The sequence below is a fragment of the Empedobacter sp. UBA2044 genome (assembly GCF_002333005.1).
Classification (GTDB): Bacteria; Bacteroidota; Bacteroidia; order Flavobacteriales; family Weeksellaceae; genus Empedobacter; species Empedobacter falsenii_B.
In genome coordinates this window covers 1-15,219 of record NZ_DDBA01000004.1, presented here as the reverse complement: position 1 = coordinate 15,219, position 15,219 = coordinate 1, and the positions used below count along the sequence as shown (strand labels likewise).

At 31.3% G+C, this 15,219-nt stretch carries 18 protein-coding genes; 8 read left to right on the top strand and 10 right to left on the bottom strand.

Annotation, left to right across the window (positions count from 1 at the left end; all coding sequences use genetic code 11):
• Window positions 1-10: 10 nt before the first annotated feature.
• Window positions 11-367: a hypothetical protein gene (locus B4E59_RS00730; protein ID WP_291050695.1), complete on the bottom strand. Its 357-nt coding sequence runs from the start codon at window positions 365-367 to the stop codon at window positions 11-13.
• A complete protein-coding gene (locus B4E59_RS00725) occupies window positions 368-538 on the bottom strand; it encodes a hypothetical protein (protein ID WP_291050693.1) in 171 nt (56 codons plus the stop codon).
• A gap of 173 nt (window positions 539-711) precedes the next feature.
• Between B4E59_RS00725 and B4E59_RS00720 the strand changes: the two genes are divergently transcribed.
• Together B4E59_RS00720 and B4E59_RS00715 are read left to right on the top strand one after the other, a co-directional pair.
• A complete protein-coding gene (locus B4E59_RS00720; RefSeq protein ID WP_038330990.1) occupies window positions 712-1,128 on the top strand; it encodes a nucleoside-diphosphate kinase in 417 nt (138 codons plus the stop codon).
• Window positions 1,129-1,228: 100 nt separating this feature from the next.
• Window positions 1,229-1,693, top strand: a complete 465-nt coding sequence (locus B4E59_RS00715; protein WP_125349545.1) for a copper resistance protein NlpE N-terminal domain-containing protein — start codon at window positions 1,229-1,231, stop codon at window positions 1,691-1,693.
• A gap of 93 nt (window positions 1,694-1,786) precedes the next feature.
• Here B4E59_RS00715 and B4E59_RS00710 read toward each other — a convergent pair whose 3' ends face one another.
• The 6 genes from B4E59_RS00710 to B4E59_RS00685 all read right to left on the bottom strand — a co-directional run bounded on the left by B4E59_RS00710 (window position 1,787) and on the right by B4E59_RS00685 (window position 6,089).
• Window positions 1,787-2,527, bottom strand: coding sequence for an acyl-[acyl-carrier-protein] thioesterase (locus B4E59_RS00710; protein WP_291050687.1), 741 nt, complete (start codon window positions 2,525-2,527; stop codon window positions 1,787-1,789).
• A gap of 30 nt (window positions 2,528-2,557) precedes the next feature.
• Window positions 2,558-3,055 (bottom strand): 6,7-dimethyl-8-ribityllumazine synthase, encoded by a 498-nt coding sequence (gene ribH / locus B4E59_RS00705; RefSeq protein ID WP_125349547.1) that lies wholly within the window; start codon window positions 3,053-3,055, stop codon window positions 2,558-2,560.
• Window positions 3,056-3,169: 114 nt separating this feature from the next.
• Window positions 3,170-3,877: a tetratricopeptide repeat protein gene (locus tag B4E59_RS00700; RefSeq protein ID WP_280045471.1), complete on the bottom strand. Its 708-nt coding sequence runs from the start codon at window positions 3,875-3,877 to the stop codon at window positions 3,170-3,172.
• A gap of 74 nt (window positions 3,878-3,951) precedes the next feature.
• Window positions 3,952-4,551: a porin family protein gene (locus B4E59_RS00695; RefSeq protein WP_291050680.1), complete on the bottom strand. Its 600-nt coding sequence runs from the start codon at window positions 4,549-4,551 to the stop codon at window positions 3,952-3,954.
• Window positions 4,552-4,572: 21 nt separating this feature from the next.
• The gene (locus B4E59_RS00690) at window positions 4,573-5,343 is read right to left on the bottom strand and encodes an ABC transporter ATP-binding protein (protein ID WP_038330977.1); all 771 of its coding nucleotides are present in this window, start codon (window positions 5,341-5,343) and stop codon (window positions 4,573-4,575) included.
• On the bottom strand, window positions 5,343-6,089 hold the full coding sequence (locus tag B4E59_RS00685; protein WP_171622564.1) for an MlaE family ABC transporter permease: 747 nt from the start codon (window positions 6,087-6,089) through the stop codon (window positions 5,343-5,345). Before B4E59_RS00685 ends, B4E59_RS00690 begins: the two co-directional genes overlap by 1 nt.
• A gap of 53 nt (window positions 6,090-6,142) precedes the next feature.
• Here B4E59_RS00685 and B4E59_RS00680 point away from each other — a divergent pair, with 53 nt between their 5' ends.
• Window positions 6,143-6,733 carry a SprT-like domain-containing protein gene (locus B4E59_RS00680; RefSeq protein WP_180905771.1) on the top strand — a complete coding sequence of 197 codons (591 nt, stop codon included), beginning with the start codon at window positions 6,143-6,145 and terminating at the stop codon, window positions 6,731-6,733.
• Between the two features lie 9 nt (window positions 6,734-6,742).
• The gene (locus B4E59_RS00675; protein ID WP_286495130.1) at window positions 6,743-7,837 is read left to right on the top strand and encodes a mannose-1-phosphate guanylyltransferase; all 1,095 of its coding nucleotides are present in this window, start codon (window positions 6,743-6,745) and stop codon (window positions 7,835-7,837) included.
• Between the two features lie 59 nt (window positions 7,838-7,896).
• Here the strand turns inward: B4E59_RS00675 and B4E59_RS00670 are convergent, their stop codons facing one another.
• Window positions 7,897-8,871, bottom strand: coding sequence for a DUF8428 domain-containing protein (locus tag B4E59_RS00670; protein ID WP_280061742.1), 975 nt, complete (start codon window positions 8,869-8,871; stop codon window positions 7,897-7,899).
• Window positions 8,872-8,992: 121 nt separating this feature from the next.
• Complete coding sequence (locus tag B4E59_RS00665; RefSeq protein ID WP_291050669.1) at window positions 8,993-9,427, bottom strand: hypothetical protein; 435 nt, start codon at window positions 9,425-9,427, stop codon at window positions 8,993-8,995.
• Window positions 9,428-9,559: 132 nt separating this feature from the next.
• Here B4E59_RS00665 and B4E59_RS00660 point away from each other — a divergent pair, with 132 nt between their 5' ends.
• The 4 genes from B4E59_RS00660 (at window position 9,560) to B4E59_RS00645 (ending at window position 15,188) form a co-directional block, all read left to right on the top strand.
• Complete coding sequence (locus B4E59_RS00660; protein WP_260509597.1) at window positions 9,560-10,414, top strand: glycerophosphodiester phosphodiesterase family protein; 855 nt, start codon at window positions 9,560-9,562, stop codon at window positions 10,412-10,414.
• The gene (gene bshC, locus B4E59_RS00655) at window positions 10,415-12,013 is read left to right on the top strand and encodes a bacillithiol biosynthesis cysteine-adding enzyme BshC (RefSeq protein WP_114998742.1); all 1,599 of its coding nucleotides are present in this window, start codon (window positions 10,415-10,417) and stop codon (window positions 12,011-12,013) included.
• A gap of 42 nt (window positions 12,014-12,055) precedes the next feature.
• Entirely contained in the window at window positions 12,056-13,903 is a 1,848-nt protein-coding gene (locus tag B4E59_RS00650; protein WP_114998740.1) for a LysM peptidoglycan-binding domain-containing protein, read from the top strand.
• Window positions 13,904-14,018: 115 nt separating this feature from the next.
• Window positions 14,019-15,188: a dicarboxylate/amino acid:cation symporter gene (locus B4E59_RS00645; protein ID WP_291047785.1), complete on the top strand. Its 1,170-nt coding sequence runs from the start codon at window positions 14,019-14,021 to the stop codon at window positions 15,186-15,188.
• Window positions 15,189-15,219 lie beyond the last annotated feature (31 nt).

The window sequence follows — 15,219 nt, the reverse complement described above, 5'->3', positions numbered from 1 at the left end:
AAAAGCGAGATTAATTCTCGCTTTTTAATTGGATTAATTTTATCCATTGTTTTAGATTATATCGTCTAAAAATTCCTAAATAACGTTGATTAAAAGAGTTCACCCAAATCGAATTGTCTTCACAATAAATCACAACTGTTTCGATATAATCTCTTCTTCGGTAATTGTATTTACAAAAAATATTTCGTTCTGAATATTCAAAAAGAAACAAACCTTGTTCATCCAACGATTGCGTAAAATTATGTTGACGCTGCGCTAATTCTTTGATTAAATTAATATTCTCACTCAACGATTTTGATGTTTTAATTTCTACAAAAAATCTATCATTAATTGTCGTTATTATTCGGATTCCAAAAATTACAATCATTCAAATAAAAATAATATTGATTTCACTTGATGCATAAGCAAAAAACGAAACAAGTAAAAGCATCCAACCTAAATCTAAATAATTCCAAATTTCGAAAGGCAGAAAATATTTATCACCAACCTTTTTGAGCTTCTTTTTATGATGAAATGTGGAAAGATTATTTGTATTCATAACTTTAGATTTAATTTAAAAATAAGAAATATTATCGAATTGAAATAATCGTAAATGAATAATAATTAATGTATTTTATTAAAACAAGAAATTTTAATGATAAAACATAAACATTCGAATCATTTTTGTAATTTTGCACCTCAAAAATTAAGTAATAAATACAATTCAATAAAATGGCAAACATTACATTCACAATGATTAAGCCTGATGCAGTTGCAAAAGGACACATCGGAGATATTTTAAAAGACATTACTGACGCTGGTTTCAAAATCAAAGCGGCTAAAATGACTCAATTAGCAAAACAAGATGCTGAAGCATTTTACGCTATCCACGCAGAGCGTCCTTTCTTCAAGGATTTAGTAGAATTCATGACTTCTGGACCAATCGTTGCTGCAGTTTTAGAAAAAGACAACGCAGTTGCTGATTTCCGTACTTTAATCGGTGCTACTAACCCAGCTGAGGCTGCAGAAGGTACAATCCGTGCTAAATATGCTGAATCTATCGATGCTAACGCTGTTCACGGTTCTGATTCTGACGAAAATGCTGCTATTGAAGCTGCTTTCCACTTTGCTGCGAAAGAAATTTTCTAATCGAATAAGATTACAAAACATTATACAAATCCTTCTGAAAATATTCGGAAGGATTTTTTTTGGCTCAAAATTTACTTACCTTTAAATCAAATTCTAAAATATGAAAAAAATAATTTTAGCCACATTTACAATCGCAGCTTTCGTTGTGTCAAGTTGTAAAACTGAAGTAGAAAAAGTAAAAGACGAAGAAAATTCTAAAGAGTATAAAGTTGGAATTGAAATCGGGCATGTTTCTGCAGAAAAGTCTATTCAATACGAAGGAACTTACAAAGGAATTTTGCCTTGTTACGAGAAAGATTGCAAAGAAGTTGAAATGGAAATAAAATTATTGCCAAACAAAGGATATGTCTATTCTACAAAACGTTTGGGGTTAGATAAAATGGCTATTATGACAACTGGAACTTTTCAGTTTAAAGAAGATGGAAATACAATTGTTTTTCCTGAAATTGCCAATGTTCCGAATGCTTTTTTAGTTGAAGAAGGAAAAATTATTCAGTTAGATAAAAATCAAAAGAAAATAGAATCGGCTGATTCTGCTAAATTTGTTTTGACAAAAGAAAAATAGATAAAAAGGTTTCGTAATGAAACCTTTTTTTATTGTAATAAAGATTTTTTGATAAGCTGAAATAAATTCAGTTTGATATCTCTTAAAATAACCTTACCTCAACTCCAATCTACAAACAAAGTTTACTTTTTCTTGATTAACAATCTTAAACTGAATTAAATGCTCCGTTTCTAATTTCTGGATTTCTACTTCGTCGTGTAAACTTAATTCTTTCAAGAAATTCATATCAATTGCTTTGATACGATGTTTCAATATAATTTCAGGATCAATAGTATTCAAGCACCAATCCAAATATTTGGTGTTATTGGCGTGTTTTACGATGTCCAAATCAGAAAACTGAACTTTGTATTGAATAACTTCTGTTGGTTCAAAATCGATGTTTAAAATCGAATTTTCGATTTCAGTTGGTTTCAGATCAGGAAAACGTTCAATGTGAGATGAATCAAGTTGAAGAATATCCGAACGACGTTTTTCTGTATTGAAAACCGCCCACAAACTTGAAGCTCCAATTAATTTTTTTCCATTTTTCTCGATTGTAAAATCACGAATAGATTTAGCTCCTTTCAGTACCTCAATCCACGTTTTTACATCAACAAAATCTGTCCAAGAAGGTAATTCATCAATTTCTATTCGAAGTCGATTCATTACCCAAGATTGATTAAATTCTTGTAAATCAAAGAAACCTAAACCTCCTTTTATCGCGTGTTCCGAAGCTGTTAATTGAAAAAGATTTGCCATTTCAGACAATTTCATTTTACCAGTCGGATCACATTGAGAAAAATAAATTTCCCAATTTTTGGTGTAAATTGATTTAAAATCTTCTGCTATTGGCATCGATAAAGTCTTGAATCTTTTATAGTGAAATTATTTTCCTAATTTCTTTTTCATATCCGCCATCATAACCGCAGCTACACCAGCTTCAACTCCTTTGTTTCCATGTTTTCCGCCAGAACGATCAATTGATTGCTGTTCATTTTCGTCCGTTAAAACACAAAAAATAATTGGCATATTGTGTTTGATATTCAAATCTTTTACACCTTGTGTCACACCTTGACAAACATAATCAAAATGCGCTGTAGCACCACGAATCACACATCCAACAACGATAATTCCGTCCAAATCTGGATGAGTTTGCGCTACTTTATCAGCTCCATAAATCAACTCAAAACTACCCGGAACTTCATATAAAGTAACATCGTCAGGATTTGCACCCAAATCAATCAATGTGTCTTTTGCTCCATCGCGCAAATTAAATGTGATATGATTATTCCATTCAGATGTAATGATTGCAAACTTAGAGCCCGCTACATTTGGTAATTCTGCTTTATTATATTGAGATAAATTTTTATTTTCTGTTGCCATTTTGTTTAAAATTTGAATGGTAAAATTACAAAAATGATTTAGGATAAACTTTGATTTGAATCAATAAAAAAAGCCGAACAACTTGTTCGGCTTGTAATTATCTTTTGAAGTGAATTATTTCGCAGTTTCAGAAGCGTATTTTAAACGCTCAATAAACTTCGCAGTTTCACCATTATTCGCATTTGGATATTTATCCTCTAAAGCTTGAAAATATTTTAAAGCATCAGCATCTTTACCTAATTCCATTGCAATTTCACCTGCCTTTGTGTAGTAAGTTGATTGTAAAGTTTCAACTTCTGTCGCTTCAGCAGCTTTTACATAGTAAGGTAAACCTTCTTCTAATTTGTTAGAAGCAACTAATGCATTTCCTAACATACCATATTTTTGCGCTAACATTACATTGTCATCAGTGTCAAAATCTTCTAATAATTTTACAGCAGATGCGTAATCTCCTAATTTATAATAAGAACTTGCCGCTTTGAAACGTGCTAAATTACCCGCATCAGTATTTCCATATTCATCAACAATTTGTTGTAAACCTTGAAAGCTTCCTGCGCTACCATTAAGAGCGACGTTAATAGAATCTTGATCGAAAAGACGTTCTGCTTGAACCATTTCTTTGAAAGCGTCATCCGATTTAGGTTCTACGACTAATTTTAAGTAAGCAAAATAACCTAAAACAGCTACAATAATTACTCCTAAACCAATACCAATTGCTTTAGCATATTTTTCAACAAAGAACTCTACGTTGAAAGCTGTTCTATCTAATTTTTCTACGAATTGCTCTGTTGCGAATTCTTCTTTTTTATTATTTTTTGCCATTTTAATAATTTACGAGGTTGCAAAAATACAATTTGGAACAAATATATCCAATAAATTTATTTACAAACAACCTTTTAGAATAAATATGCTACTGATAAGTTCAACATTTGTGGACGATTTTCTGTTCTATATTGTCCTTTTGATCCATTCAAAATGTCAGATCCAACTTTTCCTAAACCGAATTCATAACGTAAATCGAATAATAATTTAGAAACTTCCACACCTGCACCAATTTGCATTCCGACATTAAATTCGTCTTGTTTTGCAGTTGTAAAGTCTTTAACAGAAAGTTTATCATCAAAATAGTAAGAGAAAACTGGTCCTGCTTGAACGTGTCCGATTCCTAAAAATCTTTTTCCAACATTTACAGGAATATCTAAACGTTTTTTAGTTACATCAAGATTTTGTCCATCAACATCATATTCATTTTTGAATTGCGTATACAATAACTCTGGCTGAATGTAAATTCCTGCTAAAGAAACGCGCGCTAAAGCACCCGCTTGAAATCCAGCAGAAGCTTTTCCATCTTTCTTGAAAATATTTCCAGCATCTTGCCAAACTTTTCCTTTATCTGTATTGAAAACAGCTCCACCTTTGATACCAAAATCGATATTTTGTGCTGTAGCAAAATTTGAAGCTAAACCTACAATTGCAGTTAAAATTAATTTTTTCATAGAATTTTTATTTTTATTGATTTATTGTTTTTCTTTTAATAAAGCTTCTCTCAATTTCTTGAAAAGATTCGACGAATATACAAAATCAATTACATTTGGATTATCAGCCACCAAAATCTCCTCTTTTGTCCCTTCCCATTCCAAGAAACCATTTTTTAAGAAAACAATATGATCTCCAATTTCCATCACCGAGTTCATATCGTGAGTATTTACAACGGTTGTTGTGTTATATTCTTTTGTGATATCATAAATTAATTGGTCGATAACTAACGCCGTTTTTGGGTCAAGACCAGAGTTTGGTTCATCAGCAAATAAATATTTTGGATTATTTACAATCGCACGCGCAATTGCCACACGTTTTTGCATTCCTCCAGATATTTCTGACGGATATTTTTTAAGTGCTGTACGAGCTATTTCTACACGATCTAATACTTCACGCGCACGTTTTTCGGCATCAGCATTTGACATATCCGAAAACATTTGCAATGGAAATTTTACATTTTCTACAATATTCATCGTATCATACAAAGCCGAACCTTGGAAAACTACTCCAATTTCTGAACGTAAACGTTGTTTTTCTTTGTAATCAAACTCGATCATATTATCTCCTTCGTACAAAATTTGACCTGAAGTTGGTGTTAATAATCCAATCAAATTTTTCAAGAAAACTGTTTTTCCAGAACCACTTTGACCAATAATTAAACTAACTTTTCCTTTCTCGAAAGTGACAGAAAAACCTTTCAGTACTTCTACTGCATCAAATGATTTTCTGATATCTTTTACTTCAATCATTAGCTCAAAATTGTTTGTGTTAATATTAAATTGATCACAATAATTGCTACTGATGTCCATACAACAGCTGTTGTTGCAGAACGACCAACTTCTAACGAACCTCCTTTTACTTTATAACCATAATATGCCGGAATTGTTGCGATAACAAACGCGAATACCATTGTTTTAAGGAATGTATAGACAAACAATTTTGTTGCCATATTCATTTGTAAACCTGTAATAAAATCGGCCGCTGACCATAGTTTTGTAAAAACACCAATGTAGTAACCTCCTAATAATCCAAATCCAATAGAAATCATAACCAATAAAGGATTGAAAAATACACAGGCGATAATTTTTGGTAAAATCAAGAAGTTTGCAGAATTGATTCCCATAACATCTAACGCATCAATTTGTTCGGTAACACGCATGGTTCCAATACTCGAAGCGATGTACGAACCTACTTTACCAACTAAAATTAGCGACATAATGGTTGGAGCAAACTCTAATACCAAAACCACTTTGGTTGCATAACCAATGTAGGCATCTGGAACAGGAATAGAAGCTCCTTGAAAGTTTTGTGCCATTTGTATTGCTACAACTGCACCCATAAATGTTGAGATAAAGGTTACAATCCCTAAAGAGTTGACACCTAAATCATATATTTCTCTAACGGTCAATTTCCAGAAAACGCTCAATTTTTGAGGTTTGCTAAATACTTTACCCATAAGCATAAAGTATGACCCTAAATTTTCGATTAGTTTCATTACGACAAAATTAATATTTTTATTGGAAAGGCTTTTTATTTATCTTGCACAATGTGAATTTAGAACATTTAACTTCTTATCTCCCTCATAATGCAGACTTGTATGTAAAAAAGTGGTTAGAAAATCATTTTATAACGTTAAAAATTACAAGAAGACGTGAAACTAAATTGGGAGATTATCGCAAATTAGTCGAAAATAATCGTCATCAAATTACAGTGAATGGCGACTTAAATCAGTATGCTTTCTTTTTTGTTTTTACACATGAAGTGGCGCATCTCAAAACTTTTGTTCAGTTTGATTCTCGTAAAATAAATCCGCATGGAAAAGAATGGAAAACCATTTTTGGGCATTTATTATTAGAATCTCTTCACATTTATCCCGAAGAATTGCAACCGTATATTCTTCATCATGCCAAACATCCAAAGGCAAGTTTAGGAGCGGATATTAATATCTCAAAATATATTATAGATGATAAAAATCCTGCTCAAATTTATCTTGAAGATTTGGAGGATGGCACAATATTTTCGATTGGAAAAAGAATCTTTAAAAAAGAATCTAAACGAAAATTAAGGTATCTTTGTTTAGAGTTGAAAACCAAGAAAAAATATTTGATAAACGCAACTGCAACTGTAAATAAACTTTAAAAGACAATCATGAATAATAAAGATAACTACGCTGTTATCCTTGCCAGTGGTACAGGAGTGAGATTATGGCCTTTGAGTACAATTAAGAAACCAAAACAATTTCATGATTTATTAGGAATAGGAAAAACTTTTATTCAATTAACGTATAATCGCCTTAAAAAAATCGTTCCGCAAGAAAATATTTTCATTGTAACTATTCAAGATTATAAAGAGATTGTAAAAGAACAATTACCAGATTTTGAGGATAAAAATTTTATCATCGAACCAAGAGTCATGAATACCGCAGCTTGTAATTTATTGGCCGCAATGACAATCCAACAAGTTAATCCAAATGCAAAATTGATTATTTCTCCTTCAGATCATTTTATTTTTGATGAAGATGAATTTGTAGAAAAAGTAAATCTTGCTTTCGAGGATGCTGACAACGATCGATTGATTACTTTGGGAGTAGCTCCAACGCGTCCAGATGTTAATTACAGTTATATTCAGTTCATCGAAAATACAACACCTATAAAAAAAGTAAAATCTTATATCGATAAACCTGATTTAGAATTTGCTGAATCTTTTATAACGAGTGGTGAATTTATTTGGAATACAGGAATCCTTGTTTGGTCTGTAGATAGTATTGTAAAAGCTTTTCAACAACATTTACCTTCGATGAAAGAAACTTTAAAAAAATATTTTGATCTTGATCGTTCTTTACAAAATACAGAAACTTTAAAACCTATTTACACAACGTTAGACGTAACTTCTATCAACAAAGGAATTTTAGAACAAGCGGATAATGTTTATGTCATTCCAACAACTTTTGGCTGGAGTGATATTGGAACTTGGTCTGCAATCAACGAAAAGTATAAATATACAGGTGAAGATCAGGACGAAAATCACAATACATTATTATGTAAACATTTTTCTGGTTACAACGCCAAAAATAATTTTATTTATTCTACGCAAGATAAAGCTATTATTATTGATGGATTAGACAGTTATGTGGTTATTAATTCGGAGAAAGGATTACTCATTTGTCCTCGAAGCAATGTACAGTTTATAAAAACTTATGTGAGCGATTTAAAATTACAGAAAAACGGAGAAAAATATTGTTAATAAAAAAAACTCTTCAAGAATCTTGAAGAGTTTTTTTTATGTATTTATAATTTTAATCTTTATCGAAGTGTAATCACATTTTGACCAACTTTGTATCCATTTTGGTAAATATCGATTTTATATTCACCTTTTGGAAAGTCATAATCAACCCAGTCAAAATTAACTCTTGAACCAGACATATTATTGTAATTAACTTTTACACGATCAGAATATTCTACAGAAGATCCAGAACGTAAAGTTGTTTCACCAGCATCAGCACCTTTAAATTTTCCTATCTCGCCGTTTGGTTTATAAATAGATACATACAATTCTTTGGTTTCTGAAGTCGCATTCAAGTTTTTATCCAAATCGAAAGATACTCTAACCTTATCAATTCTTCTTGCTCGCGTTGTTTCCACTTCTTTTCCGCTTGATTTTACTCGCAAACCTTTAATCGTATAATTTGAAATCGATAAAGTGGAATTCGTTTCTTTGATTAAATTCTGATGATTTTCTTTTTCAGTACTCAAATTTGATTCAACAGTTTTTTTCTGCTCATTCAAATGAGAATTTTCCGAAGTTAACTCTGTATTCTTGTTTGTCAGCTTTTTATTTTCGTCTTTCAAGCGAACAATTTCTTCTTTATAAACCTTAATATCTGCTTGCAAAGAAGTAATCAAACGTTTAGCACGCTGCAATTCTCCACTTGTAATTCCTTCTTTATTTAAGATTGATTGAATCTCTTTTTGTTTCTCCAAAATCAATCGATCTTGATAACTTAAAGAAGAATCTTTTTTTACAACACGAGTTTTAGCATCGTCAAAATCAGATCTAATAATACGTAATTCTTGTTTCAGAATTTCTCTAGATCGTTCCAAATCATTGATATCACTTTGCATTTCTATCGAAGATTTTGCATTTGCTTCTTTAGAATATACAATATACCCAATAGCCAATAACAAGGCTACAGCTAAAACAGCTATAATAATGTTTTTTACGAACTCTTTTTTATGTTTAGGATTTGTAGAGGGCTCGAGATCTTTATATTCTGTCATTTTAATTATTTCGAAGAATAAACTTCGACACAAAAATTAAACCATTTTTGTAAATGTCTATAACTAATGAAAAATTTAACATTTAAGAATTGTAGCAAAATTCTACAAATTGATCAAAATCTTAGTCGTTTGTCTCTTTTTTAATGTTTTCAGAAACTTCATCCAATTTATTTTCGGCTTCCGTTTTCAATTCATCTGCTTTTTCTTCCAAATCTGTTTTTTCTTCTTTAAAAGTCTCTTTCAAATCTGAAACTTTCTCTTTCACAAAAGCACTTGTTTCTTTCATTTGCTTTTCCGCAATATCTTTTACTTCGTTATAATCTTGCTTCGATCTTTCTTTAAAATCTTTTGCAGCTTCTTTCGATTGCGCTTTCAAATCTCCCGAAGCATCTTTTATATTATTGATTGTTTTACGCGCAAAATCCGATGCATCATCTGCAATCAATGTTCCTGCTTTTTTCACAGTTGCCGAAACATCGTCAAATTTATCTCCCGCAACATCAATCGCGGTTTCCGTTTTTCCTAAAATTCTTTTCAAAAAAGTTCTAAGTCCCATAATAATTTATTTTGTTGATTATTTTCAGTTTAAATTTACAGCTTCATTCGTAATTTTAGAATGAATTAATTTAATTTTTTATTTAAAAATATGAATTTCAGCTATTTTAAACGATATTATTTCAGAATTTTAATGTTCAGTTTACTGACTATTTTTAGTTGTAATCCGAAGAAAAATCAATCCAAAACACATCAAAATACTTCATCCGAAGAAATATCCTTCAAATATTCGACCAAAAACAAAAATTTTGTCAGCGCGCATCGTGGAGGAAGTGGAATACATGGTTTTCCCGAAAATTGTGTCGAAACTTTTGAACATCTTTATCAAAAAGGAATACAAATTTTTGAGATTGATGTTGCCGAAACAAAGGATAATCAACTTATTTTAATGCACGATAATTCGTTGCAACGAACAAGCACAGGGCGACAAGATGTCAATCAAGTTGACTTAAAAACCATTAAGGAATACTTTTTGGTAGATGATTTTGGACAACAAACGTCATACAAAATTCCGACTTTTGCAGAAGCGCTAAATTGGGGGAAAAGTAAACCGATTTATTTTATGGTTGACATCAAAAAAGGTGTTGATTATCGTGATATTGTGAAGACAATAGAACATGTAAACATGCAAAAACAGGTTGTTTTGGTGACGTATACAGTTGGTCAAGCGAAAAAGTTGCATCAACTTGCGCCAGATATGCTATTGTCTGTTTCGATGCGAAACGAACGCGAATTTAATGAAATGATGAACAGCGGAATTCCGACTGACAAAATGGTTGCCTTTACAGGAACTCGACGCAATGACAAATCATTTTTAAACAAAATTCATGACAAGGATATTTTGGTCATTTTTGGGACGTTAGGAAACTTAGACAAAAGTGTTTCGGCGAGAAATGGACAACTTTACCGCGATTTAGAAAAAGATGGTGTCGACATTTTTGCAACAGACAGAGCAATGGATGTACATCAAACGATTAATAAAAATTAAATGGAAACAATATCACTTAAGGATTCAAATTATTTTTCAAAATTGATGCTAAATTATATCAATCAAGACGAGGATTTGAAAAACTTCTACAACCTATTTCCAACCAAAGAAAACTATATAAAACAAGCGAAAAATAAGCTTGGACATTATAAAAATAGAGCAATTCTTGTTGAACAAATTTCGAAACAATTAGGTCATTTAGATTTATCGGAAAAGCAACAAAATAATCTACAAAAATTAAGAGAAAAGAATACAGTAACAATTACGACTGGACATCAATTAAATTTATTTACAGGTCCAATTTTCTTTTTTTATAAAATTTTGCAAGTTATCAAAGCATGCGAAGAATTGAATAATGAACAAAGTGAAATCAATTTTGTTCCGATGTTTTGGATGGCGACAGAAGATCACGATTTCGAAGAAATTAATCATTTCAAATTTGGAGATCGAATTATTCATTGGGAAAAAGAATTTGGTGGACCAGTTGGTCGTTTATCAACAAACGGTTTACAAAAAGTTTTTGATTCATTTTTGTCATTAATTCCAAATGGAAAAAAGAAAACTGAATTGCAAAATTTGATTGAAGCATCTTATTTATCGAATGATAATTTGACAGACGCAACACGAAAATTGGTTCATTTATTATTCAAAGATCTTGGATTGTTGATGATTGATGGAGATGATAAAGAATTGAAAAAATTGATGATTCCAACTTTTGAAGAAGAATTAATTCAGTCAATATCGTTCAAAAAAGTAATACCTCAAAATGAGAAATTAGAACAATTGGGGTATTCTATTCAAGTGAATCCTCGTGAGATAAATTTGTTTTATATCAATCAAAATAATTCGCGCGAACGTATTGTTGAACAAAATGGAACGTATTTTGTCAATAACACTTCAATCAAATTTTCGAAAGAAGAAATTATTGCCGATTTACATCAAAATCCAGATAAATTTAGCCCAAATGTGATTTTGAGACCATTGTACCAAGAAACAATTTTACCAAATGTTGCCTATGTTGGCGGCGGTGGCGAAATGGCTTATTGGTTACAACTGAAAGAAATGTTCAATCAATTTGAAGTTGATTTTCCACTTTTAGTTTTGAGAAATTCATTGTTAATCCGAACTGAAAAACAATACGAAAAACAACAAAAATTAGATCTATCAAACGAAGATTTATTTTCGAATAGTTTAGCAATCACAAAAAAACGTTCGATAAATTCATCAGAAATTGCTCCAAAACTTCCTGAATTGGAAGAAGAATTAAAAAGCATTTTTGAACGTTTGGAACATTTGAGTTCGTTAACAGAATCTTCTTTTGCCGATATGATACAAGCGCAGCGTACAAAACAATTGAAAGGTTTTGAGAAAATAAAACAACGTTTGGTGCATGCAGAAGTGAAAAAAAATGAAGATTTATTGAAGAGAATCGAGCAATTATTAAATGATCTTTCTCAACAAAATGGTTTGCAAGAACGTGTGAAAAATTTTGCTGATTTTGATTACATTAATATTCAGTATTTCATTGATTTTATTGAAGATAGTCTTCGACCTTTTGAATTTGAGTTCATCATAAATACATTGAAAGAGGAACTCTAAACAAAACATAATTTGTATATTTGACCACGAAAATTCATCTAAATGAAAAAAATATTAGCTTTATTGTTATTTGTTGGTGCATCAGCACTTTATGCTCAACAAAAAACGCATACAGTTCAAGCAAAAGAAACCGTTTACGGAATTTCGAAGCAATATGGTGTTTCGCAAGAAGAATTGTATAAAGCCAATCCTAAAATTGAAAAAAATGGGATTCATCCAGGTGATTTGATTGTGATTCCAGGTAAAGGAACTACGACAACCAAACCAACTGAAACCAATACACAAACGACTACGTCAAACGTAAAAATTTCGGACGATAATTATCAATATATTACAATTGAGCCGAAAGAAACGGTTTACAATTTGACAAAAAAATATAAAATTTCGGAAGAAACATTGAACTCATTAAACCCTCAAATCAAAGAAAGAGGTTTAGAAATTGGTGACGTAATCAAGCTTCCAAAAGATGTGACAAATAAAGTTTTTTCTGTTCCAAAAGGAACGCATTTAATCAAAAAAGGAGAAACTTTATACACTTTAGCAAAACAGTATAATGTAAGTGTTGACGATTTATATGCAGAAAATCCAGCTTTACAAACAGGTGTAAAAGAAGGAATGGTGATAACGATTCCTAAAAAATCTGGTTCTGTTGTAATCGAAGAAAACACGATCAACTATGTTGTTCAGAATGGAGATTCGGCTTACGGAATTTTAGAAAAATACAACACGAATTTAGATGAGTTATTGCGTTTAAATCCTGATTTAATCAATGGTTTAAAAGCTGGAATGACACTTAAAATTCCATTGCAAAAAAATGCTAAAATCATCAAATACGGAACTGCAGGAAAGTTGAAACGTGCTAATGACAATGAAATTAATGTTGCTATTATGCTACCTTTTGATGTTGCAAATAATCCGCAATTAAAAAATTCGCAAGCAATGCAATTTTTTACTGGAGCTAAATTAGCGTTGACTCATTTGGCGAAAAAAGGTAAAAATGTAAATGTGAAAGTGATCGATACGAAAAACGGAAACTTGCAAGATATTTTATCAACAACAGATTTTAGTAAAACGGATGCTGTTATCGGCCCGTTGAACACGTCTGATATTACAGAAGTTGCCAACTTCTTCAGTAATTCTGGTATCGCTGTGATTTCGCCTTATGCAAATGACGATTCGTTAAATTCTTTCAATGATTTATTGATTTCTAATCCAAAAGATGAAGTAATTGCAGATCAAATCATCGAAGAAATTGGGAAAAACTTTGCTGGAGAACAAGTTTATTTATTAACAAATCGTGACGATCAAGAGTTAGCAAGTTATACGAAAAAACAATTAGAAAAACAGTTGAAAGCAAATGTTGTCATTGTAGATAGTGTTGCAAAAATTGTTCAACCACACGATAAAGTTAACGGTGAAGATTATTATACGCCAATTATTACGGTTTTAGTTGGTGATGATGATAATTTGGGAAAACAATATTTAGAAAAATTAAAAACATTTAACAAAGACAATATCAAAGCTTACGGAATAAAATCGGTTTCGGTTTATGATGTTTATAACGCAGATAATGCAAAAAATATCGATGCATTCCGCGAATTTGGTTTTGTGTTTAGTACTGCGCGTTTAATCAATACAAGAGATACGGAAGTGCAAAGTGTGATCAAAGATTTCAAAGAAGTTTATTGTGAATTTCCGACGCGTTACGAGCAATTAGGTTACGATGTAACGTATGATATTGTGGACAGAATGAATAATAAAGGTGATGTTACCAACAATATTACGACAGAAAACACACGTTTGGCGTCAAAATTTGCTTACAAAAAAATAAGCGGAAGTAAAGCTTATACGAACGATGCGAGCCGAATTGTACGTTTACCTAAAAAATAATTTTATCAAAAATTATATACCAAAAAGCGATGCTAAATTTTAGTATCGCTTTTTTCTTTTTATCAACATTTAGAATTAAAACCTTGAATTGAACGGATTTTTTCTAAATTTGACTATGCACAAACTTAAAGACAATTTACTCGTAAAAGTTATTCTAGCCATTGTACTCGGAATTGTACTCGGTGGAATTATCCCAGAAGCTGTTGGTCGTATTTTTATGACTTTCAATGATTTTTTTAGCGAATTACTTAACTTTTTAATCCCATTAATCATTGTTGGATTAATCGTTCCATCAATTGGAAGATTAGGACAAACAGCCGGAAAATTATTATTAGCAACCGTTTTAATTGCTTACGGATCAACCATTTTTTCAGGATTACTAGGCTACTCAGCGAGTATGTCTATTTTTCCACAATTATTAGAACATCAAACTGGGCAAATTAATTTAGCAGAAAAAGCCAAAGAATTTACACCATACTTTTCGATAGAGTTTCCTCCGTTATTTGATGTAATGCCAGCTTTGGTATTTTCATTTCTTTTCGGAATTGGATTATCACGATTAAAAGATTCGACTTTTGGAAAATTTGCAGATGATTTCGAAGAAATTATTACGTATTTAATTCAAAATTTAATCATTCCATTATTACCAATTTTCATTTTCGGAATCTTCTTGAACATGTCATATTCAGGACAAGTTGTAACAATTATGAACGTATTCCTTAAAATAATTGGTGTAATTTTCGTGCTTCATGTTTTCTTATTAGTGCTTCAATTTACAATTGCTGGAATTATTACAAAAAAAAATCCATTTACCATGATGAAATTGATGTTACCAGCTTATTTCACAGCATTAGGAACACAATCTTCTGCTGCAACAATACCTATAACAATTGCGCAAGTAAAGAAAATTGGTGTTCGTGACGAAATTGCTAATTTCGCTGTGCCGTTGTGTGCGACAATTCATTTATCTGGTTCGATGTTAAAAATCGTTTGTTGTTGTTTAGCATTGATGTTAATCCAAGGAATGGAAATTGATTTTGTTCAATTTTTAGGATTTATCATGATGCTTGGAATTGCAATGGTTGCAGCTCCTGGAATTCCTGGTGGAGCGATTATGGCAGCAATTGGTATTATTGCTTCTATGTTAGGATTTAATGCAGAAAATCAAGCTTTGATGATTGCACTTTATATCGCAATGGATAGTTTTGGAACAGCAGGAAATGTAACTGGAGACGGTGCAATTGCTGTAACGTTGAATAAATTATTCAAGAAAGAAGTTCAATAAAAAATAAAATATTTGTAACGTCCTGAAAAAA